This window comes from Streptomyces olivochromogenes (assembly GCF_001514115.1).
GTDB classification, from domain to species: domain Bacteria; phylum Actinomycetota; class Actinomycetes; order Streptomycetales; family Streptomycetaceae; genus Streptomyces; species Streptomyces olivochromogenes.
Genome location: NZ_KQ948460.1, coordinates 20639 through 42504, shown reverse-complemented (window position 1 = coordinate 42504; position 21866 = coordinate 20639). Strand labels below are relative to the sequence as shown.

Annotated in this window: 19 protein-coding genes; 11 read left to right on the top strand and 8 right to left on the bottom strand. The window is 69.6% G+C overall.

What is annotated here, in order from left to right:
* Window positions 1-5 precede the first annotated feature (5 nt).
* The 7 genes from nadC to AQJ27_RS25975 all read left to right on the top strand — a co-directional run bounded on the left by nadC (window position 6) and on the right by AQJ27_RS25975 (window position 5104).
* Complete coding sequence (gene nadC, locus AQJ27_RS26005) at window positions 6-1016, top strand: carboxylating nicotinate-nucleotide diphosphorylase (RefSeq protein WP_067373667.1); 1011 nt, start codon at window positions 6-8, stop codon at window positions 1014-1016.
* Between the two features lie 5 nt (window positions 1017-1021).
* Window positions 1022-1819 (top strand): type III pantothenate kinase, encoded by a 798-nt coding sequence (locus AQJ27_RS26000; RefSeq protein WP_067373665.1) that lies wholly within the window; start codon window positions 1022-1024, stop codon window positions 1817-1819.
* A gap of 674 nt (window positions 1820-2493) precedes the next feature.
* Window positions 2494-3117, top strand: a complete 624-nt coding sequence (locus tag AQJ27_RS25995) for a hypothetical protein (RefSeq protein ID WP_067373661.1) — start codon at window positions 2494-2496, stop codon at window positions 3115-3117.
* A gap of 13 nt (window positions 3118-3130) precedes the next feature.
* Window positions 3131-3310 carry a hypothetical protein gene (locus AQJ27_RS25990; RefSeq protein ID WP_067373657.1) on the top strand — a complete coding sequence of 60 codons (180 nt, stop codon included), beginning with the start codon at window positions 3131-3133 and terminating at the stop codon, window positions 3308-3310.
* Window positions 3311-3488: 178 nt separating this feature from the next.
* Window positions 3489-3986: a BlaI/MecI/CopY family transcriptional regulator gene (locus tag AQJ27_RS25985; RefSeq protein WP_235613634.1), complete on the top strand. Its 498-nt coding sequence runs from the start codon at window positions 3489-3491 to the stop codon at window positions 3984-3986.
* Between the two features lie 9 nt (window positions 3987-3995).
* On the top strand, window positions 3996-4541 hold the full coding sequence (locus tag AQJ27_RS25980; RefSeq protein ID WP_054237507.1) for an amino-acid N-acetyltransferase: 546 nt from the start codon (window positions 3996-3998) through the stop codon (window positions 4539-4541).
* A 227-nt stretch (window positions 4542-4768) separates the two neighbouring features.
* Window positions 4769-5104, top strand: coding sequence for a histone-like nucleoid-structuring protein Lsr2 (locus AQJ27_RS25975; RefSeq protein WP_067373651.1), 336 nt, complete (start codon window positions 4769-4771; stop codon window positions 5102-5104).
* A gap of 34 nt (window positions 5105-5138) precedes the next feature.
* Here AQJ27_RS25975 and AQJ27_RS25970 read toward each other — a convergent pair whose 3' ends face one another.
* On the bottom strand, window positions 5139-5807 hold the full coding sequence (locus tag AQJ27_RS25970; RefSeq protein ID WP_067373650.1) for an SCO3374 family protein: 669 nt from the start codon (window positions 5805-5807) through the stop codon (window positions 5139-5141).
* A 430-nt stretch (window positions 5808-6237) separates the two neighbouring features.
* Between AQJ27_RS25970 and AQJ27_RS25965 the strand changes: the two genes are divergently transcribed.
* On the top strand, window positions 6238-8763 hold the full coding sequence (locus AQJ27_RS25965; RefSeq protein ID WP_054237510.1) for an ATP-dependent Clp protease ATP-binding subunit: 2526 nt from the start codon (window positions 6238-6240) through the stop codon (window positions 8761-8763).
* A gap of 64 nt (window positions 8764-8827) precedes the next feature.
* Here AQJ27_RS25965 and AQJ27_RS25960 read toward each other — a convergent pair whose 3' ends face one another.
* The gene (locus tag AQJ27_RS25960; RefSeq protein WP_067373647.1) at window positions 8828-11968 is read right to left on the bottom strand and encodes an NACHT domain-containing protein; all 3141 of its coding nucleotides are present in this window, start codon (window positions 11966-11968) and stop codon (window positions 8828-8830) included.
* 494 nt (window positions 11969-12462) lie between these two features.
* Between AQJ27_RS25960 and AQJ27_RS25955 the strand changes: the two genes are divergently transcribed.
* On the top strand, window positions 12463-13053 hold the full coding sequence (locus AQJ27_RS25955) for a M23 family metallopeptidase (protein ID WP_067373643.1): 591 nt from the start codon (window positions 12463-12465) through the stop codon (window positions 13051-13053).
* On the opposite strand, the gene AQJ27_RS25950 is transcribed toward AQJ27_RS25955, so the two are convergent.
* The gene (locus AQJ27_RS25950) at window positions 13050-13661 is read right to left on the bottom strand and encodes a TetR/AcrR family transcriptional regulator (protein WP_067373641.1); all 612 of its coding nucleotides are present in this window, start codon (window positions 13659-13661) and stop codon (window positions 13050-13052) included. The genes AQJ27_RS25955 and AQJ27_RS25950 overlap by 4 nt on opposite strands.
* Window positions 13662-13811: 150 nt before the next feature.
* Here AQJ27_RS25950 and AQJ27_RS25945 point away from each other — a divergent pair, with 150 nt between their 5' ends.
* Window positions 13812-15398 (top strand): MDR family MFS transporter, encoded by a 1587-nt coding sequence (locus AQJ27_RS25945; protein ID WP_067373638.1) that lies wholly within the window; start codon window positions 13812-13814, stop codon window positions 15396-15398.
* A gap of 369 nt (window positions 15399-15767) precedes the next feature.
* Here the strand turns inward: AQJ27_RS25945 and cseC are convergent, their stop codons facing one another.
* From cseC to AQJ27_RS25920, 5 genes are all read right to left on the bottom strand, one after another.
* Window positions 15768-17087, bottom strand: coding sequence for a two-component system sensor histidine kinase CseC (gene cseC, locus AQJ27_RS25940; RefSeq protein ID WP_067373635.1), 1320 nt, complete (start codon window positions 17085-17087; stop codon window positions 15768-15770).
* 341 nt (window positions 17088-17428) lie between these two features.
* Window positions 17429-18133, bottom strand: coding sequence for a two-component system response regulator CseB (gene cseB / locus AQJ27_RS25935; RefSeq protein ID WP_067373632.1), 705 nt, complete (start codon window positions 18131-18133; stop codon window positions 17429-17431).
* A 19-nt stretch (window positions 18134-18152) separates the two neighbouring features.
* Window positions 18153-18803 carry a hypothetical protein gene (locus AQJ27_RS25930; RefSeq protein WP_425275229.1) on the bottom strand — a complete coding sequence of 217 codons (651 nt, stop codon included), beginning with the start codon at window positions 18801-18803 and terminating at the stop codon, window positions 18153-18155.
* On the bottom strand, window positions 18791-19330 hold the full coding sequence (locus tag AQJ27_RS25925) for a SigE family RNA polymerase sigma factor (protein WP_060898668.1): 540 nt from the start codon (window positions 19328-19330) through the stop codon (window positions 18791-18793). The genes AQJ27_RS25930 and AQJ27_RS25925 overlap by 13 nt, the downstream gene beginning before the upstream one ends.
* 268 nt (window positions 19331-19598) lie before the next feature.
* Window positions 19599-20522, bottom strand: coding sequence for an HhH-GPD family protein (locus AQJ27_RS25920; protein ID WP_067373629.1), 924 nt, complete (start codon window positions 20520-20522; stop codon window positions 19599-19601).
* Between the two features lie 358 nt (window positions 20523-20880).
* Between AQJ27_RS25920 and AQJ27_RS25915 the strand changes: the two genes are divergently transcribed.
* Window positions 20881-21693 (top strand): hypothetical protein, encoded by an 813-nt coding sequence (locus AQJ27_RS25915; RefSeq protein ID WP_067373626.1) that lies wholly within the window; start codon window positions 20881-20883, stop codon window positions 21691-21693.
* The last annotated feature ends 173 nt before the right edge of the window (window positions 21694-21866 follow it).

The window sequence follows — 21866 nt, the reverse complement described above, 5'->3', positions numbered from 1 at the left end:
CAGCAGTGAGCACCCCCGACCTTCCCCTCGCCCAGAGCGGCGGCTGCGGCGACGGCTGCGGCTGCGGCGCCGAAGCGGACGACGACGCGTACATGGAGTGCGGCCTCGACCCCGCGCTCGCCCAGCTTCTCGCCGACGCCGGACTCGACCCGCTGGAGGTCGAGGACATCGCGAACGTCGCCATCCAGGAGGACCTCGACCACGGCGTGGACGTGACGACCGTCGCGACCATCCCCGAGGACGCCGTCTCCACCGCCGACTTCGTCGCCCGTGACGCGGGCGTCGTCGCGGGCCTGCGGGTGGCCGAGGCGGTCATCTCCGTGGTCTGCACCGACGAGTTCGAGGTGGAGCGGCACGTCGAGGACGGCGACCGGGTCGAGGAGGGCCAGAAGCTCCTCAGCGTCACCACCCGAACCCGTGACCTCCTCACCGCCGAGCGCAGCGCGCTGAACCTGCTGTGCCGGCTGTCCGGCATCGCGACCGCCACACGCGCGTGGGCGGACGCCCTGGAAGGCACCAGCACCCGCGTGCGCGACACCCGCAAGACGACGCCGGGCCTGCGCGCCCTGGAGAAGTTCGCGGTACGCATGGGCGGTGGCGTCAACCACCGCATGTCGTTGTCGGACGCGGCGCTGGTCAAGGACAACCACGTGGTCGCCGCCGGGGGCGTCGCCCAGGCCTTCGAGGCCGTCCGTGAGGCCTTCCCGGAGGTGCCGATCGAGGTCGAGGTCGACACGCTGCACCAGCTGCGCGAGGTCGTGGACGCGGGCGCCGACCTGATCCTTCTCGACAACTTCACGCCCGTCGAGTGCGAGGAGGCGGTGGCCATCGTGGAGGGCCGGGCGCTCCTCGAAGCCTCGGGGCGGCTCACGCTCGCGGGCGCCGGGGTGTACGCGAAGACCGGCGTCGACTTCCTGGCCGTGGGCGCGCTGACCCACTCCTCGCCGATCCTGGACATCGGCCTCGACCTGCGCGAGGCGTCGACGGAGCAGGCCTCGACGGACGAGGCGGAGTAGGACCCATGCTGCTCACCATCGATGTCGGCAACACGCACACCGTCCTCGGTCTCTTCGACGGCGAGGAGATCGTCGAGCACTGGCGCATCTCCACGGACGCCCGCCGCACCGCCGACGAACTCGCCGTGCTTCTCCAGGGCCTGATGGGCATGCATCCGCTGCTCGGCGAGGAACTGGGCGACGGCATCGACGGCATCGCGATCTGTTCGACGGTCCCGTCCGTCCTGCACGAGCTGCGTGAGGTGACACGCCGCTACTACGGCGACGTCCCTGCCGTGCTGGTGGAACCCGGTATCAAGACGGGCGTGCCGATCCTCATGGACAACCCCAAGGAGGTGGGCGCCGACCGCATCATCAACGCGGTGGCGGCCGTCGAGCTCTACGGGGGACCGGCCATCGTCGTCGACTTCGGTACGGCGACGACGTTCGACGCGGTTTCCGCTCGCGGGGAGTACGCGGGGGGCGTGATCGCACCCGGCATCGAGATCTCCGTCGAGGCGCTCGGAGTGCGGGGGGCACAGCTGCGCAAGATCGAGCTGGCTCGGCCGCGGGCGGTCATCGGCAAGAACACCGTCGAGGCGATGCAGTCCGGGATCATCTACGGGTTCGCGGGGCAGGTCGACGGGGTCGTCAACCGGATGGTGCGCGAGCTGGCGGAGGATCCCGACGACGTCACCGTCATCGCTACGGGTGGGCTGGCGCCGATGGTTCTCGGCGAGTCCTCCGTCATCGACGAGCACGAGCCGTGGCTCACGCTGATCGGCTTGCGCCTGGTCTACGAACGCAACGTGTCCCGCACCTAGTTTCCCTCGCCCCCGCCGCCCCTACCCGTCCCATCCCAGGGGCTCCGCCCCCGGCCCCCCGCATCGCCCGAACGGCTCGTCCTCAAACGCCGGACGGGCTGAGTGATACGGGCCGGGGTGGTGGGTGGACCGGGGGCATCGGCCTCCGGCCTCGTCCTCAATCGCCGGACGGGCTGAAGGACGCGGGCCGGGGTGGGCGGGGATCGGTCCGCGAGTTCTCGTCCTCGAACGCCGGACGGGCTGCATGGACGCGGGCGGGGGCTGCGATGCGACCTTCGGCCTCGCCTTCAAACGCCGGCCGAGCCGAGGCTCTTAGGGGCGCGGGGAACTGCGCGCCCGGCCCCCACCGTCCCGCAGCCGCAAAACTCGCGTGGGCAGCCCCCCGTCAGGGGCGCGGGGAACCGCGCGCCAAGCCCCCACCGGCCGTCAGTCGAACGAACCCGGCGGGCGGGGAATGCGGGGCGTAGCCCCGCCCTGGGGCGCGGGCAACCCCCGCCGTCCGCAGGCGAAGGGATCGGGTGGGCGGGGCCCCGGCAGGGGCGGCGTCGGGGGACACTCACCCGCGGTCGAACTCCCGCCGACCCCCGGAGGGACACGCGCAGACCCTATGCGGATTTTGTCTGATTAGCGCGTATCGTCACCGCATGCCCACGCCCTACGGATCCCGCGGCGGCATGGCGTTCGGAGCACAGGAGCTGCGTGTGCTCCGTCGCGCTCTCGCCCTCGCCCTCCACCCCACCCCCGCCTCGGCCGAAGACGTCCAGGACTGCCTCCGTCTCGCCGAGTCCGTCGACGAGGCGGCCCGCGAGGGAGCCAGGCTCAGGGCCTTCCTGCTGGCCGACCTCGCCCGCTACCGGGCCGCCCTGCCCGGCACCGCCGCGGGCTATCTCGTCCTCCTGGAGGAGGCACTCGGCTCGGGCTACCATCCGGACCCGGACGACCTTTCCGCGCTCCGGGCGCTGCGCGGCAACCCCATCGCCGCCGCCCTCCTGGACCGCTGCCGCACCCTCGCCGAGCAGGACGTCCGCACCCGCCTCGCGGGCCGCGGCACCACACCCACGGTCCCCGCCTCCCGTACCCGCCTGACGGCCCTGCCCGGCGGCCTGGCCGCGATCTCGGCCGCGGAGGAACCCGTGAAGAAGCCCGCGGGCAGCCCCGCCGCCGAGCCGCGGCCGCAGTCCCCGGCCAGGAGCCCGCGCCCGGACCGTCCGATCCCGACCCCGGGAGAGGTCTTCCCGCCGAAGCGCAAGCCCGCGCCGCCACCGGCGAACCCGCCGCAACAGCTCGCCGCGGGCTAGCTACTCTGGGGGCATGGACTATGTCTCCGCGCTGGTGCCCCCCGTAGTGATGGCCGTGTTCTTCATCGGGTTGATCGTGACGATCGTGAAGACCCAGGGCGGGGCCAACAAGTCCAAGGAGGACGCGGTCGTCGACGCCGCCCTCGCGCGCGCGGAGAGCGCCCGCCAGGCCTCCCCAGACCTCAAGGCCTGAGGCGACACCAGGCTCACCTGCCCCGGCCGACGCGGCCCGCGTCCCCGCCGGGGCACTCATCGGCGTACGACTCATACGTTCTCATACGTTTTTCGAGTCGTACGCCCTTTTTGTTGCTGATCTCCCACTATTGTTCTGAGCTGTGCCTCGCCCATTGGGAGAACTCGAAGACGCGGTCATGACGCGGGTGTGGAAGTGGAACCGCCCGGTGACCGTTCGAGAAGTCCTGGAAGACCTTCAGCAGGAACGGTCCATCGCGTACACCACGGTGATGACCGTTTTGGACAATCTCCATCAGAAGGGCTGGGTGCGCAGGGAGGCGGAAGGCCGGGCCTATCGATATGAGGCGGTCTCCACGCGTGCCGCCTACTCGGCCGCACTGATGAACGACGCGTGGTCCCAGAGCGACAACCCCGCCGCCGCTCTCGTCGCCTTCTTCGGCATGATGAGTCAGGAACAGCGGCGCGCGCTGCGGGATGCCGTACGCATCGTGCAAGGGCCTGAAGAAGGCCCCGAACAAGGCGAGGGCGGCGGCGAAACACGTGTAACCCCCGACGCCGCCGACGAGAAGCGGGTCGAGAAGCCCGACGAGAAGCCCGTCGAGGCGTCCGGTGAGAAGCAGGGTGAGAAGCCGGGCGAGAACCCCGACTCCGGCCCGGGCGGCACCGGGCGATAGCGTCCGCCCATGCCAGCAGAGCATCCAGCACCGCGTCCCGAAGACACCGCAAAAGCCGTCACCGTCCGGCGGGCCAGGACCAGTGATGTCCCGGCCGTGCGCCGCCTCCTCGACGCGAACGTCCGTCGTAGCATCCTGCTCGACAAAGCGACGGTGACGCTTTACGAGGACATCCAGGAGTTCTGGGTCGCGGAACGCGACGACAACGCCGAGGTGGTCGGCTGTGGTGCGCTGCACGTCATGTGGGAAGACCTCGCGGAAGTCCGCACTCTCGCGGTGAACCCCGCGGTCAAGGGTGTCGGCGTCGGTCATCAGTTGCTGGAGAAGTTGCTGCAGACCGCCCGCTGGCTCGGCGTTCGCCGGGTTTTCTGTCTGACCTTCGAAGTCGACTTCTTCGCGAAGCACGGCTTCGTGGAGATCGGCGAGACGCCCGTCGACAGGGATGTCTACGCCGAGCTGCTGCGTTCCTATGACGAGGGCGTGGCAGAGTTCCTCGGTCTCGAACGAGTGAAACCGAACACCTTGGGCAACAGCCGGATGCTTCTGCATCTGTGATCGCCGGCGACTATTCCGTCCGACCGCCTTGCCCGCGTTCCCTATGTCCGAAACGCGCACGTTTCCGGTCTTCCCGCGGCCCCCGAGTCTCACCCAGGGGTTTGTGTTTTTCCAGCAAAAGCGGTTTGCTTTCCGACGTACTGCAGTACTGCATATAACAGGGGACGTGAAACAGCGGCAGACGCCGCAGGCCCTCGACCCTCAAGTTATCGATGAAAGGAAATCCGGTGGCACAGAAGGTTCAGGTCCTTCTTGTCGACGACCTCGACGGTGGCGAGGCGGACGAGACCGTGACGTTCGCGCTGGACGGCAAGACGTACGAAATCGATCTCACGACCGCCAATGCGGACAAGCTCCGTGGCCTTCTCGAGCCCTACGTGAAGGGTGGTCGTCGTACCGGAGGTCGCGCTGCAGGGGGGCGTGGAAAGGCGCGTGTCGCCACCGGCGGCAGCCAGGACACCGCACAGATCCGCGCGTGGGCGAAGGAGAACGGTTACGAGGTCAACGACCGTGGCCGCGTTCCGGCGTCCATTCGCGAGGCCTACGAGAAGGCCAACGGCTGAGTCGAGGCCCATGGCCCAGTTGCCCAGCCAAGGCCTACGAGTAGGCCGGCGGCTGGGCGCACGCGCGTCGCAGCCGGACCCGGTGGCACTGCGTCGCCACCGTGTCCACGAGTCGTACGAGATCGGGGGCGCCCCCACCGCCCCCCACGGCCGACAGAGTCGGCAACGTGGGTTCCACCTCGCACCCCGGCTCGGGGGGCCGCAGCCAGACGGCGGCCCCCTGTGGACCGGACCCGCCGGGCCCGTACGTCCCGGCCCCGTCCGCGGTGAGTGGCCCCTCGGGCACCCCCGGCGGCAGCGGAGCCTCGATGCTCCCGCCCGCGCCGATCGCCGTGAGATCGAGCGCCAGAGCGCCCCACTCCAGCCAGTCGAGCAGCCCCGGCAGCTCCTCCGCGCTTCCCGCGGCCACCAGTAGCCACATCCGCTTTCCGTGCCGGGCCGGCCACTTCTCACGCCGAGCCGCCGGATCCTCGCACGGCGCCGATCGGCTTGCGTGCAGTGCCACCGGAGAGGCCGGTCCCAGGTGTCGCAAGGCCCTGACACCCGCCTCCGCAGGGACGTCCAGGACGTCGAAGCGCAGGCCGGCGGCCAGTCGTAGCGGCGAACCGGGCACTGTCGCCCAGCCGAGTTCGTTCTCGTACCACTGGCGCACCGGGTCGCTCGGGTGGAGCGGGCGGCGGGGGAGGGGGACAGTGGGAAGCATGTCAGGAGCAACCGTCAGAAGGGCTCCAGAGTTACGCTGGGTGTTTCGTCATGTGCGCTGAGTGTCGAAAGAAAGGGCGTGTGGGGGCGATCGATGGCGCAAGGATGTTCGCCCGTAGCGGAGGGAACCGGTGCGCGTGGCATGGAGTGTCAGTGCGTACGGGTAAGACATCCCTAATGAGAGGGGCGACACGCATGGCTCGGGCATCTCACGTTCGCCATCGGCGTACAGCTCGTGAGGGTATCTGCCTGGCCTGCGGGAACATCGTCTCGCACCATCAGGTTGGAGCAGATGTCGGCGTTCGGGGTCAGGAGGCCAAGGACGGTGTCGGCAGTTGGAATGAGCGGTCCCCGCTTGCGGGACTAAGCTGCGGAAGGACAGCGAGGGGAGCGTCCCCTCACTGCCTGACCGCTCTGAGGAGCGATTAACGATGTTCGAGAGGTTCACCGACCGCGCGCGGCGGGTTGTCGTCCTGGCTCAGGAAGAAGCCCGGATGCTCAACCACAACTACATCGGCACCGAGCACATCCTCCTGGGCCTGATCCACGAGGGTGAGGGTGTCGCCGCTAAGGCCCTGGAGAGCCTCGGGATTTCGCTCGAGGCGGTCCGCCAGCAGGTGGAGGAGATCATCGGGCAGGGGCAGCAGGCCCCGTCCGGGCACATCCCCTTCACCCCCCGTGCCAAGAAGGTCCTGGAGCTCTCGCTCCGCGAGGCCCTTCAGCTGGGCCACAACTACATCGGCACGGAGCACATCCTGCTCGGCCTGATCCGAGAGGGCGAGGGCGTCGCCGCCCAGGTCCTGGTCAAGCTGGGCGCAGACCTCAACCGGGTGCGGCAGCAGGTCATCCAGCTGCTCTCCGGCTACCAGGGCAAGGAGACCGCCACCGCCGGCGGTCCTGCCGAGGGCACCCCCTCCACGTCCCTGGTCCTCGATCAGTTCGGCCGGAACCTCACCCAGGCCGCTCGTGAGTCTAAGCTCGACCCGGTCATCGGGCGCGAGAAGGAGATCGAGCGGGTCATGCAGGTGCTGTCCCGCCGTACCAAGAACAACCCGGTCCTCATCGGCGAGCCCGGCGTCGGCAAGACCGCCGTCGTCGAGGGCCTGGCGCAGGCCATCGTCAAGGGCGAGGTGCCCGAGACCCTCAAGGACAAGCACCTCTACACCCTCGACCTGGGCGCGCTGGTCGCCGGTTCCCGCTACCGCGGTGACTTCGAGGAGCGGCTGAAGAAGGTCCTCAAGGAGATCCGCACCCGCGGCGACATCATCCTGTTCATCGACGAGCTGCACACGCTCGTGGGTGCGGGTGCCGCCGAGGGCGCCATCGACGCGGCGTCGATCCTGAAGCCGATGCTGGCGCGCGGTGAGCTCCAGACCATCGGTGCGACGACCCTGGACGAGTACCGCAAGCACCTCGAGAAGGACGCGGCCCTCGAGCGCCGCTTCCAGCCGATCCAGGTGGCGGAGCCTTCCCTCCCCCACACGATCGAGATCCTCAAGGGCCTGCGCGACCGCTACGAGGCGCACCACCGGGTCTCCATCACGGACGAGGCGCTGGTCCAGGCCGCCACCCTGGCCGACCGGTACATCTCGGACCGCTTCCTGCCGGACAAGGCGATCGACCTCATCGACGAGGCCGGGTCCCGGATGCGCATCCGCCGGATGACCGCGCCGCCGGACCTCCGCGAGTTCGACGAGAAGATCGCGGGCGTCCGCCGCGACAAGGAGTCGGCCATCGACTCCCAGGACTTCGAGAAGGCGGCCTCTCTCCGCGACAAGGAGAAGCAGCTGCTGGCTGCGAAGGCCAAGCGCGAGAAGGAGTGGAAGGCCGGCGACATGGACGTCGTCGCCGAGGTCGACGGCGAGCTGATCGCCGAGGTCCTCGCGACCGCGACCGGCATCCCCGTCTTCAAGCTGACCGAGGAGGAGTCCTCGCGTCTGCTGCGCATGGAGGACGAGCTCCACAAGCGGGTCATCGGCCAGAAGGACGCCGTCAAGGCGCTCTCGAAGGCGATCCGTCGTACGCGGGCCGGTCTGAAGGACCCGAAGCGTCCGGGTGGTTCGTTCATCTTCGCGGGCCCGTCCGGTGTCGGTAAGACCGAGCTGTCCAAGGCCCTCGCCGAGTTCCTCTTCGGTGACGAGGACGCGCTGATCTCCCTCGACATGTCGGAGTTCAGCGAGAAGCACACGGTGTCGCGTCTCTTCGGTTCGCCCCCCGGATACGTGGGCTACGAAGAGGGCGGTCAGCTGACGGAGAAGGTGCGGCGCAAGCCGTTCTCGGTGGTCCTCTTCGACGAGGTCGAGAAGGCCCACCCGGACATCTTCAACTCGCTGCTGCAGATCCTGGAGGACGGTCGCCTGACCGACTCCCAGGGCCGGGTCGTGGACTTCAAGAACACGGTCATCATCATGACGACCAACCTCGGCACGCGGGACATCTCGAAGGGCTTCAACCTGGGCTTCGCGGCCACGGGTGACACGAAGTCGAACTACGAGCGCATGAAGAACAAGGTGTCGGACGAGCTCAAGCAGCACTTCCGCCCCGAGTTCCTCAACCGCGTCGACGACGTGGTCGTCTTCCCGCAGCTGACGCAGGAGGACATCCTCAAGATCGTCGACCTGATGGTCGGCAAGGTCGACGAGCGCCTCAAGGACCGGGACATGGGCATCGAGCTCTCCCAGTCCGCCAAGGAACTGCTGTCCAAGAAGGGTTACGACCCCGTCCTGGGCGCGCGGCCGCTGCGTCGCACGATCCAGCGCGAGATCGAGGACACGCTCTCGGAGAAGATCCTCTTCGGTGAGCTGCGCCCCGGTCACATCGTGGTCGTCGACACGGAGGGCGAGGGCGACACCAAGACCTTCACCTTCCGCGGTGAGGAGAAGTCGGCGCTGCCCGACGTCCCGCCGATCGAGCAGGCCGCTGGTGGGGCAGGACCCAACCTGAGCAAGGAGGCGTAGCGCTCGGCGCTCGCCTGAACGAAGGGGCTGCCCCGGGACCTCGGTCCCGGGGCAGCCCCTTTTTTCACACCACGCTGTCCGTTTTCTCGATGGTGACGGCCGCGGTGTCCGGGAAGAACGCCAGGAGATGTTCCGGTACGTCGGTCACGTCCGGGGCGAGATGGAACGTGACCCTGCGCAGGCCGGGAAAGAGGGCCGGGACATTTGAGAGGTCTTCGTTTCCTGTGAACTTGTTGAGCCGCAGGATCGTCACGTTCGGCAGTACCGGACCCGCGCTCCACCCGACGGCATTCCAGTTCACACGAAGTTCTTGTAGAGCGGGAAGCCTGGTGATCTCCTCGAAGTCCTCGGAGGTGAGGTTTTCGGGGAGTGTGGCCAGACTCAGCTGCTTCAGCGAGTGCATATGCCTCAGGCCGCGCAATCCGGTGTGCCGCAGAGCGTTCCTGGTGAACCGCAGATACGTCAGTGGCAGATTCCGGGGGAGAGCGGCGTCGAGGGAGTCGCCGTACAGCGGAAAACCGATGTCGAGCATCCGTAGAGTCCGGGAGACGGAGAGTGGCGTCAGGGCACCCGGCTTCTCGAGTCCTGGCACGGCATCCATCGAAAGCCATTTCAGGGGCAGTCCGGCGAGCGGGGTGAGGTCGTCGATGTTCGGGTTGCTGCCGCTGATGTCCAGGTGCGTGAGGCGCCCCTGCTCCGACAGGAACGTCATGTCGCGCAGGATCCGGTTGTCGCGTACGACGAGTTCACACAGCTGGTCCGGCAGCAGGCCCTCGCGTAGGTCGTCCGCGTCGATGTCCCCGACGACCTGGAGCATGGGGCGGCCGCCGAGGTCGCGCAGGGCGCGCAGCTGGTCGGCGGTGTGCGCGCAGAAGTACAGGTCGTCCGACGGCAGATGGGCGATCACGTCGGCCGTGTAGCGCCGGGTGTCGAAGCGGTGGGCGGTCCAGGTGAGTTGGGCCCGTACGGGCAGCGACGGATGCGACCGGAAGCGGGACAGGACCGGGAGCGCCGCGTCCGTGCCGATGAGTGACGCGGTGATGACCACGGCCCGGGCCTGATCGTCGGTGAGCCCCTCGGGTCCGGGCAGCAGCTCCAGGACGAGCGGGCCCGCGTCGGCGAGGGTGCGGGCCTCCTCGGTCGTACGGGGCGGGATGAGCGAGGCGGCGTTCCGCTCCACGGCCGCGCGGACTTGGGGGTCGAGTTCCGTGGCGTGTTCCAGCGCGGCCAGGGCGAGAAGTCGTATCCGCGTACCCGCCGCTCCGGACGTCTCCTCGGCGGACTTGGTCAAGTCGGCCAGGAGGTCGGCCCGTTCGCGGGGGCGGGCGTGGGCGACCGCCATCCGGATCACGTCCGACCACTGGGAGTCGAAGGCGCCTCGCGCCAGCAGTCCGAAGTCCCCGTCCTCCACCGCCGCCCGTGCGCCCAGGTAGTCCTGGAAGGTGCGGTGGACGAACTCGACGGTGCCGAGGGTGGGTTCGCGGAGCAGGCCGCTGCGGACGAGAAGGTGGCGCAGGATCGCCGGGGCGTCGCCCTGCGCGGCGGCGGACGGGAGGGACGGCAGGACGTCGGCGACGATGCGTTCGGCACGGTCGCGGTCCATCTCGGACTGGTTGTTGCGGATGAGCCAGTAGGCCAGGCGCTGGAGGAGCTGGACCTGCGGGAGTTCCGTGAGGTGGATGCCGCCGGTGCGTTCGGGTGCGAACATGTCGCGCTCCTCGTCGCGGCGCGACAGCAGCATGGACAGGGCGGCGTCGTACAGCTCCTGCCGGCCGTGCGGCAGATAGCCCCGCCGGTCGCGGTGCAGCGCGCAGATCAGCCCGCACATCAGCGGGTTGGTGGCGAGCCGGCCGAGGTCGGGCTTGGTGCCGACGGCGGTGAGGAGGGAGTGTTCGTAGCCGTCGAGGCGGTCGGTGTCCGGGGCGTCGAGCCGGGCCGCCGTGTGCCAGCGGCGGATGAAGGCGGTGACGTCGTCGCGGCTCATGGGGGTGAGGGCGAGCTCGGTGAAGCCGTCGGGGGTGAGCCAGTCCTCGCGGACGGCCGAGGGGCGGGAGGTCACCAGCCACTGGTTGCCGGGATAGACGTCCAGCAGCTCGCGCAGCCAGCGGCGGGTCCGCTCGCGGTCGCGTTCGGGGATCTCGTCGATGCCGTCGACGAGGAGCAGCCCGCGCCCGGCGCCGAGGACGCGGTCGCTCCAGCCGTCCGGCTGGGTGGCGTGGAAGGGCACGCGGGCGGCGGCGAGGAAACCGTCGGGTGCCGGGAGTCCGTCGGGGCGGCGTACGAGCGTGCGCAGGGGCAGGACGAACGGGATCCGGTCGCCGCGCTCGCCCCGGGCCGCGGTCACGGCCAGCCACTGCACGAGGGTGGTCTTTCCGGAGCCGGCCACTCCGCGCAGCAGCACCAGGTCCTGTTCGGCGAGGGCCTGGTCGGCGGGGAGGGTGCTGCCGGCGGCCGCGATGTGCGTCCCGCTCGGGCCGGTCGCCTCCGCGTCCTCGGTGGCCCGTACGGCTTGCAGGCTGAGGTAGGCGGCGTCGAGGGGCCAGCGCTCGGGGGAGTTGACGAGATCGATGCCGTAGATGGTGAGCCGGCTGTGCTTGGTCGCGACGTACGCGAGGTACCGCTGTTCGAAGGCGGGATCCGTGCCGCCGGGCGGCGGAGTCCGCGCGATCAGCTGGTCCACCTTGGCGATGAGTTCGCTCTGCCTGCGGCTCTGCTCCACCAGCGTGCGGGCCACGAAGGCCGAGCGCTGGGTGAAGAAGTGCAGGATGTGCAGGCAGGCGGCGCTCAGGATCCGCTCGTAGAACAGGGTCGCGTCGAAGGAGAGGTCCCGCTCGGGGTTGCCGCTCGCGGCGCGCAGCCGCAGGGCGAGCGCCTCGTGACCGAGTTCCACGGCCTGTACGTCGGTCATGGTGAGGTCGCCGAGGGCGTGCAGGGTGTCGGCGAGGGCGTGGACGACGGCCTGCTCCTCGTCGGGGGCCGGCGGGCGTTCGCCGGTGCGCAGGGCTCGTGCGACCAGCTCGGCGGCCAGCGTGGTCAGCTCCTTCTCCCCGAGGGTTCGCTTCTCTCCCCTGAAGGAGACGAACCCGGAGATCCGCAGTGGCTTCTCGACCAGCCCGGCGCCCGGCCCGTCCGCCACGAACAGCTTTCTGACGAGCGGCGCGACCACGCTCGAGGCCAGTTTGGCGCCTATGGCTGCTGGTTCCATGACGCTCCCCCGGACGGCACGGTGACGGCTGCGAGACCACAGTAGGGCCTGTCGCAGGTCGGGGGAGTGCGGTCGGTGCCGAGGGTCCCGCACAGCCTTGTGACACGCCCTCGCGGTGACATGACGCACAGGCGATTTTTCCCTTACTAGGGCGGGTAGTAGGCAACCGGCGTTGGGCAAAACGGACGTAATGGTGCACAACCCCCGTGGGGTGTGCGGTGTCGTGGTCGGCGGTGCGGCGAGGGCTGTATCGCGCCGGAACGCAACGCCCGTAAGTGGGTTTAAACGTCTCTACTCTGAAAAATCGGGCGTATTCGATACGGGCTGGGGCGTCTGTCAAGAAGCTGGAAATTTTAGGGTGAACTACGACCTGGCGTCGTAGATGGGGACTTTGTGGGACGGCCAGGACTCGGGTTACCAAGGGATGGCCCACTCGGCGACAACGTGTCCGTCGGGTGGACCTGACCCCCGTCTCCGTTCCCATGAGGTTCCGCATGTCGAAGCGCGTCACGTCCCGCCACTCCCGTATGTCCCTGCTCCGCTCCAGGGCGGCCGTCCTGGCCGTCGGCGTGGGTGCCACGGCCGTACTGGGCGCCGGGGTCGCGGCCGCCGCCACCGAGGCGGCCCCGCAGGCCGCCGTGAAGACGGCCGCCACCAAGGCGACCGCCTCCTGGGTCGACCCGGTGAAGAGGTACACGCTCTCCGCGGGCTTCAACCAGGCCGGCAACCTGTGGCAGCACAACCACTCCGGCCAGGACTTCGCCGTGCCCACCGGCACCGAGGTCGTCGCCGCGCACGGCGGCACCGTCGTCAAGGCCGGCGGCAACGGCGCCGGTGACGGTCCCGCGTACGGCAACGCCGTCGTCATCAAGCACGGCAACGGGACCTACTCGCAGTACGCCCACCTGTCCCGGATAGACGTGCGGATCGGTCAGGTCGTCGCGACCGGCCAGCACATCGCGCTCTCCGGCAGCACGGGCAACTCCACCGGCCCGCACCTGCACTTCGAGATCCGCACGACCCCGAACTACGGTTCCGCGGTCAACCCGGTCGCCTTCCTGCGCGGCCAGGGCGTGACCGTCTAAGACGCTTCAGGGGTGACGACGGTGCCACCGTGCGCCTGCGTCACCAAGTCGATCGCGACCTCGAGGACGGCCTTGCGCTTCTCCTCGGGGTCGCCTTCGACGTCCTTGAGCAAGAACATCCCGGCGTGCATCGAGAACAGCGCGCTGATGCAACGCACCTGGTCCGTCAGATCGGCGTCCGGCTCCTTGAGCAGGCCGACCATCCGGATCATGCGGTCCTTGAAGTCCTCGCCCGTGCGCAGCTCGCGGACGGCCGCCTGGTTCTCCTGCATGAAGCGGAAGAGCGGGGCCGCCTCGGCGAGCGCGTTGCTGTAGCGGCGCAGGATCTCCTGCTTCGTCTCCAGCGTGCGAGGCTGCTGCCGCGCCCACTCGATCAGCTCGTCCATGGGCCTGGACAGGTCCTGGAAGAGACTGATGAGGATGTCTTCCTTGGTCTTGAAGTGGTAGTACAGCGCGGCCTTCGTGACGTCGAGGTGCTCGGCGATCTCGCGCAGCGAGGTCTTCTCGTAGCCGTGCTCGGAGAAGAGTTCGAGGGCGACGTCCTGGATGCGCTGGCGGGTGTCCCCGCGGCGCTGTCGCTTGGTGCCGTCCATGGTGTCGCCGCCCATCCCTGTACTCCTCGCACTCCCTGAAACGTACGTGTCGTCCGACTGGCAAATCCAGGAAAACTTACTTGACGCCCGGCTAGTTACCGGTCTAACTTCCCTCAGTGTAGTCAACTTGCCGGGCGGCAAGTAAGTACCCAGGGGAGTGGAACCGTGGCGGACAACAAGGAAGCGGTCATAGAGACCGAGAAACAACCGCGCAGCGTACGCGTCGTGCTGCTCGCGCTCATGATCACAATGATGCTGGCCATGCTCGACAACATGATCGTGGGCACGGCTATGCCGACGATCGTGGGCGAGCTGGGCGGCCTCCAGCACCTGTCATGGGTCGTCACCGCGTACACCCTCGCGACCGCCGCCTCCACCCCCATCTGGGGCAAGCTCGGCGACATGTACGGGCGCAAGGGCGCCTTCATGACCTCGATCGTGATCTTCCTGGTCGGCTCCGCGCTCAGCGGTATGGCCCAGGACATGGGGCAGCTCATCGGCTTCCGCGCCGTTCAGGGCCTGGGCGCCGGTGGTCTGATGGTCGGTGTCATGGCGATCATCGGTGACCTGATTCCGCCGCGGGAGCGCGGCAAGTACCAGGGCATGATGGCCGGCATCATGGCGCTCGCCATGATCGGCGGACCGCTCATCGGCGGCACCATCACCGACCACTGGGGCTGGCGCTGGTCCTTCTACATCAACCTGCCGCTCGGCATCGTCGCGCTCCTCGCCATCAGTGCCGTACTGCACCTGCCGAAGAAGCGCGTCCAGGCGAAGATCGACTACCTCGGTGCCGGACTGCTGGCCCTCGGTATCTCGTCCATCGTGCTGGTCACCACCTGGGGCGGCAGCGAGTACGCCTGGGGCTCGGCCAGGATCATGGAGCTCATCGGCATCGGTGTCGCCGCGCTGGTCGGCTTCGTCTTCGTGCAGACCAAGGCCGCCGCGCCGATCATGCCGCTGCACATCTTCCGCAGCCGCAACTTCACGCTGATGTCGATCATCGGCTTCATCACCGGCTTCGTGATGTTCGGCGCCACGCTCTTCCTGCCGCTGTACCAGCAGTCCGTGCAGGGCGCGTCCGCGACCAACTCCGGGCTGCTCCTGCTGCCGATGCTCGGCGCGATGCTGGTGACCTCGATGGTCGCCGGTCGGGTCACCACCGGCACCGGGCGCTACAAGGCCTTCCCGATCGTCGGCGGCGTCCTCATGGCGGTCGGCCTGTTCCTGCTGTCCCAGATGGACACCAGCACGACCCGGTTCACCTCCGGGCTGTACATGGCCGTACTCGGCCTCGGCATGGGCTGCCTGATGCAGATCACCATGCTGGTCGCGCAGAACAGTGTCGAGATGAAGGACATGGGCGTCGCGTCCTCGTCCACCACCCTCTTCCGTACGCTCGGCTCCTCCTTCGGCGTCGCGATCATGGGTGCGCTGTTCAACCAGCGGGTCCAGGACGTGATGACCGAGCGGGCCGGGGCGTTGGGGTCCAAGGTCACCGAGCAGTCGGCACAGCTGGACGCGGCGAGCCTGGCCAAGTTGCCGGCCGCGGCGCGGGAGGCGTACCAGTTCGCGGTGTCCTCCGGAACGCACTCCGCGTTCCTGCTGGGTGCGGTGGTGTCGCTGGGGGCGCTGGTGGCTGCGGTGTTCGTGAAGGAGGTTCCGCTGCGGGGGGCGGGAGCGCCGGAGGGTTCGGGCGAGGGTGCGGTGAGCGACTCGGCGCCGAAGCCGACCGTCGCCGAGACCGTCTGAAGTCGCCCGACCCGACATCACCTGACCCGGCCTCGCCCGACCCAACCCCGCTTGATCCGAAGACCCCCGGAGTGTCCGCCCCGGGGGTCTTCTCCTGTACGCGTTCGGCCTTGTCTTCACAACGCCGGGAGCGCCGAGGTTTTGAGGGGCGCGGGGAACTGCGCGCCCAGCCCCCACCGGCCCGCAGCCGAAACGAATCGGGTGGGCGGGCGGGGGATCGGGCCGAGCCGGGCCCGGCCGACAGTGACGGCTCCCGCGACGACTACGGCAACAGCAACGACTACGGCAACAGCAACGACTACGGCAACGGCAACGACTACGGCAACAGCAACGGCAACAGCAACGGCAACCGGTACTCGGTCACCAGGGTCAGGTCGGCAGCATCGGATAACTGCCGGTGTTCGTCGGCGCGTGTTCCGGCAGCCACAGCACCGCGACCGCACCCTCCGCGGGCACGTGCTCCGGGGCTCCCGCCGGCCGGACGTTGCGGAACGTCAGCCGGGCACCGAGCACCCGGGCCTGACCGGCCGCGATGGTGAGGCCGAGACCGTGACCGTGGCCCGAGCGGTCGCTGCTGCCGGTGCGGAAACGGCTGGGGCCCTCGGCGAGAAGCTCCTCGGGGAAGCCGGGACCGTGATCGCGGACCCGGATGACCCGGCCCTCGACCGAGACCTCGATCGGCGGCTTGCCGTGCCGTGCCGCGTTGGCCAGCAGATTGAACAGCACGCGCTCCAGTCGACGCGGATCCGTCGTGACCTCCGACTCGTGGATCACACGTACGTCGACGTCCGCGTCCTTGGCGGCCACCCGCCGCGACACGAACTCGCCGAGCAGGATGTCCTGGAGTTCGGCCCGCTCGGAGGCGCCGTCCAGCCGCGCCACTTCGAGGACGTCCTCGACGAGGGTCCGCATCGCCTGGGCACGGTCGCGGACGAGTTCCGTGGGGCGGCCGGGGGGAAGGAGCTCCGCCGCCGTCAGCAGGCCGGTCACCGGCGTGCGCAGTTCGTGGGCGATGTCGGCGGTCACCCGGCGCTCGGCCTCGATGCGCTGCTGGAGCGCGTCCGCCATGGCGTCCACCGCGCGCGCGAGGTCGTCGGTCTCGTCCCGTACGACCCCGCCGATCGCTTCCCGTACCCGTACGTCGGTCTCCCCCTTGGCGACCTGGTTCGCCGCGGCGGCGGCCTTGCGCAGCCGGCGCGAGAGCTGGCCGCCGATCAGCACGCCGAGCGCGCTGCCGCCGAAGACGACCGCGATCGAGCCGATGATCAGCGCCTGGTCGAGGTCCTTCATGACGTCGGTGTTGCGGTCCGTGAAACCGGTGTGGAGCGAGAGGACACGGCCGTCCTTGAGGGGTACGGCCGCCCAGATGTCGGGGACCCCGTTCGGACGGTCGGCCACAAAGGTGGCCCGCCGGCCCTGCATGACCTTCGCCAGCAGGTCCTTCGGGATGGCCGGGTCGTCGACCTTGACCCCGAAGGCCTGGGTCCGCCCGGACTCGTACATGCGCTCGGCGACCGTGATGCGCTCGTCCGCCAGGTCGCGCGAGTTGTCGAGCATCGAGACGCGTGCCGCGTTGTGCACGACGAGGCTGAGCGCGACCGCGACCAGCGCGCCGACCATGGCGATCGCCGCGCTGAGCTTCCACCGGATACCCGTGCGAATGCCGGAGTTCCCGGCGGCGGCCGCCATGCGCAGGCCCACAGGCGCGCCGCGGCGGGCGGATGGGCCCCGGCCGACGGGCGTGCCGCGACGAACGGGCGTGCCCCGGTCGATGGGCGTGCCTCGGTCGATGGGCGTGCCCCGGCCGCCGGCAGGTGTGTTCCAGCCGGTCCGACCGCTCCCGGTCACCGGACCGCTCCCCGTCACAGAGCCGTATCCGTTGACCGGCCCGCGCCCGTCGGCGGGACCGTACCCGTTGACCGGCCCGCGCCCGGCGCCCCCGTCGCGCTCGTCGGCCGGTCTGGTGCGGCCGGTCGGGCCGTCGCCGCCCGCCGGAGTCCGGCGCCGAAATATCCCCCGCATACCCCTGCTCAGGCCTTCAACTTGTAGCCGAAGCCACGGACCGTCTCGATCCGGTCCTGGCCGATCTTCGTCCGCAGCCGCTGTACGTGGACGTCGACGACACGGGTGTCCCCGCCCCAGCCGTAGTCCCACACGCGTTCGAGCAGCTTGTCGCGGCTCAGCACCGTACCCGGCGCGGAGGAGAACTCCAGCAGCAGCCGCATCTCGGTGGGCGTCAGAGCCACCGGCGTACCGCCCCTGAGCACCTCCATGCCCTCGGTGTCGATCTCCAGGTCACCGAAGGAGAGCACCCCGCCGTCGACGGACGAGGCCTCTTCGGGGGCTCCGTTCGGACCGCTCGCGTGTCCGAAACGGCGCAGCACGGCGCGGATCCGGGCGACCAGCACGGCCCCGTCGAAGGGCTTGGTCACGTAGTCGTCGGCGCCCGCCTCCAGGCCCAGTACGACGTCGATCGAGTCGGCACGCGCGGACAGCATGATCACGGGGACGGTGGACTCGTCACGGATGCGGCGGCACAGCGAGACGCCGTCGAGTCCGGGGACCATCACGTCCAGCAGGGCGATGTCGGGACGGTCGGCGCGGAACGCCTCCAGGCCCGACAGCCCGTCGGGCATGGCCGTCACCGCGAAGCCGTCGCGCTCGAGAGCGAGCTGCGTGGCCTCGCGGATGACGTCGTCGTCCTCGACGAACAGGACGTGGGTCTGCTCTGCCATCCGGCTGCTCCGTCTGCGCTCAGTTCGCGGGAGCGGGCGTATCGACGCCGCCCACCGCGTTGCTGTAGTCGTTGTGCGTCCGGGACCTCTCGGTGAAGCGGGTAGCGGCCCACCCGTAGGTGATCACTTCTTCGCTGGAGGGGTATTCCACGGGATCGCCCTTCTTGTACAACTGCTGGGTGATCACCAGGTCGCCCCGGTCGATCTCCGCGTAGACCGGCGGCTCCTCGGCCTTGAAGACATTCTCGTACCTGCCGCTTTCCTCGCGGTAGACGTACGAGCCGATCCCCACGGCATCCCCGCAGGTCATGACGTTGACCACGACGTCTTCGGTGGTTCCTCCGGTCAGATCCCCGTACGACACGTCGACCGGGTACTCGTCGGCGACGCACGGTTTCGTCAGCGCGCTCTTGACCGAGTCGCTGACCTCCGGGTCGTCCTTGACGAGCTTGACCGCGTCCACGCGCTTGGGCGTCTTGGACGGGGGTGCGGAGGCGGCGGGACTCGGGGCCCCCTTCGCCACCGCCTCACTGCTCGCCGGGCCCTCGTCGCGGGCGCCCGTGCCGCCCGTGGCGCAGGCGGTCAGGAAAAGGCCGAGGGCGGCGAGCGCGGCCGTCACCGCGCTCCCCGCCTTCAGGACCTGCCTGGCCCGAGTTCCTAGGCCGCGCAACGCTCCCGCTCCTCACGTTCGAGCGCGCGTGCGTCCAGGTCGCGGCTCTCCAGCTCCTCGCGGAGCCGGGCGAGCGCCCGGTGCAGCGTGCTCTTGACCGTTCCGGCCGACATGCCGAGGGCGGCGGCCGTCTCCTCCGTGGACATCTGCTCCCAGTGTCGCAGCACCACGACGCTGCGTTGCTTGGGAGCGAGAACCTTCATGATGTCCATAAGGAGCGCCCGGTCCGCGTGCTGCTCGGTCGAGTCGTCGACGCAGGCGTCGGGGAGCTGCTCGGTGGGCACCTCTTCGAGTTTCCGCGCCCGCCACCACTCGGTCCGCGTGTTGATCATCACGCGGCGCAGATAGGCGTCCGCGAGCCGCTTGTCCGCGATGCCGTCCCAGCGGCCGTACGTCCGTACGAGCGCGGTCTGCAGGAGGTCCTGGGCGTCGACGGGGTCGGGGACCAGGCGACGGGCACTGCGCAGCAGCGCGTCCTGCCGAGTGCGGACGTACTCCTCGAATTCGAGCACCTCGCCGTGCGCCATGATCAACCGCCTCCATCCCCGTTTCCGACGTGCCTGGCTCGCGCCTGCTGCCGGTTGTCCGTTTCCTGTGTCCCGCTGTCGTTCTGCTGTGTGCGGTACGGAAATGAAGCTACGGAGGCGTTGTCACGGGGTTGTCCGAGGCAGCCTTCGGTGAGCGCTCGGCTGTACGTCGGTTGTGTAACGGATGTATGAGGTGGGTAAGGCGGTGTGGTTACAAGTCCCGGTTGGGGTGGTTTTGCGGGTGTGACGGGTGCCGTGGGGACGGTGACTAGGTCAAGGGCAGCCGATACAAACCACCCGGGAGCGGCTCCACGAGCCCGTCGGCGACGAGTCCGTCGAGGGCGCGGGCCCGCTGTACGGGCTCGTCCCACACGCGATCGAGTACGGACTGGGGGACCGGGCCCTCGACGGCCTCCCTGAGTACGGCGAGGAGTTTGCCGCGCACCTGGCGGTCCGTGCCCGCGTACGTCTGGCCGCGCCGTGGCGGGCCGTCGTGCGCCGGCTTGCCCGCCAGCCGCCAGGCGCACTGCGCGGCGATCGGGCAGCGGTGGCAGGCCTCGTTCTTCGCCGTGCAGATCAGTGCGCCGAGCTCCATGGAGGCGGCGGCCCAGTGGGAGGCGGTGCCCTCGTTCTCGGGCAGGAGGGCACGGGCGAGCTTGCGCTCGGCGGCGGTGGTGGCGTTCGGCGGGTACTGCACGCCGCTGACGGCCCGTGCGAACACCCTTCGGACATTCGTGTCCAGCACCGCATGCCGCTGCCCGTACGCGAACGAGGCGACGGCTGCGGCCGTGTACTCCCCGATGCCGGGCAGCGCGAGCAGCTGAGCGTGCTCCGTGGGTACGTCGCCGCCGTGCCGTTCCGTTATGGCGACCGCGGCGCCGTGCAGCCGGAGCGCACGGCGGGGGTAGCCGAGCCGGCCCCAGGCCCGGACGGCTTCGCCCGGAGCCTCCTTGGCCAGGTCGGCGGGGCGGGGCCAGCGGGCGACCCACTGCTCGTACACGGGCAGGACACGGCTCACCGGGGTCTGCTGCAACATGAACTCACTGACCATCACGCCCCAGGGGCCGGCGTCGGGGCGGCGCCAGGGGAGGTCGCGGGCGTGCTCGTCGAACCAGGTGATCACCGGTTCGTGCAGGGTCTTGCCGTGGGCGTCGGGCTGGGGGCTGGGTGTGGGCATGGTGGGTGCAGTCATGGCGGTTCCGATCCTGCCATGCGGGGGTGGGACTACGCGGTTTCCTCCGAGGCGCGGAGGAGTGGCTTTTCGCCCCGGCCCCACACGGGCTCCTTTGCCCGCGGGGTGATGGGGGCTGGTCGCGCCCACGCGGCGGAGCCGCACAATGTCACAGCCCCGCGCCCCTGAGCAGTTCCCCGCGCCCCTGAGGGGGGCGCTCCGGTCGGCCGGAGCGCCGGGCCCGGCAGCCCCCGGAGGACGGGAAGGGGCGGTGTGGGGGCAACTCGGCCGGTGTGCCGGAATGATGATCCGGAAAAGTTGGCGCTCAGGGCGGCGGGTGGGGCGAGCGCCGGCGTGGATCTCTCGTACAGTTTGCGCCGTGGGATCTATGCGCAATCCGGTCGGGCCACTTCCCTCCACCATCTACTGGCGTCGGAGGGCCGTTCTGCTGTCCCTGGTAGCGCTGTTGGCGCTGCTGATCGCCTGGGTCGTCAGTAGTGGCGGCGGGGGCGGCAAGAAGAACGCGGACGGGTCCAACGGGAAGAACCCCGTGCAGACGATCACCCCGGGCCCCTCCGGTTCCGGCCCCGCGATCAGCCAACACCCGGGCGGCCGCGACGAGTCCAGCCCCGGTGCGAGTGCCGGCGCGGCAAGTGGCGGCAGCGGTGGCAGTGGTGGTGGCAGCGGGGACGGGTCCGGCGGGACCGGCAGCGCGGGCGGCAGTGGCTCGGACGGCGGTTCCAGCGCCGGCACCAGCTCCGGGGATCAGGTCCCGGCCGGCTCCACCCTCCCCAACTGCACTGCGGGCGCCGTCAAGTTGACCCTGCGCAGCGTGCACAACACGTATGCCCCCGGCGACAAGCCCTCGATCGAGCTGATCGCGAAGAACTCCTCCGCCAGTGACTGCAAGGTCGATCTCGGCCCGAAGAGCGCGGTCCTGACGATCACTCAGGCGGGCGGCGACAAGAGCTTCTGGTCCTCCAGCGACTGCCCCAAGGACGCGGCCAGTCTCTTCTTCCGCATTCCGGCCGGCGACCAGGTGACCTACACGGTCGACTGGGACCGCACGGCCAGCGCCGCCCAGTGCGCCACACCTCCGGCGGGTTCGGCGACCGCGGGCACCTACCTGGTGGAGGCGAAGGCACCGGGCCTGGCGAAGGCGACGACGTCGTTCGTGCTGTCCCAGGACTGAGCGCGGGGACGGGAGCCCTCGGAGGGGCGGGCATGAAGCCCCCGAGGGCCGCGCCCGGCGTCACGCCCGCACGGCCCGCACGCGCCCTGGAAGCACGCCCGGCCCCGTAGACGTGGCGCGTAAGACATAGCGCGTCAGACATAGGGCGTAAGACGCAGCGCGTCAGACGCAGC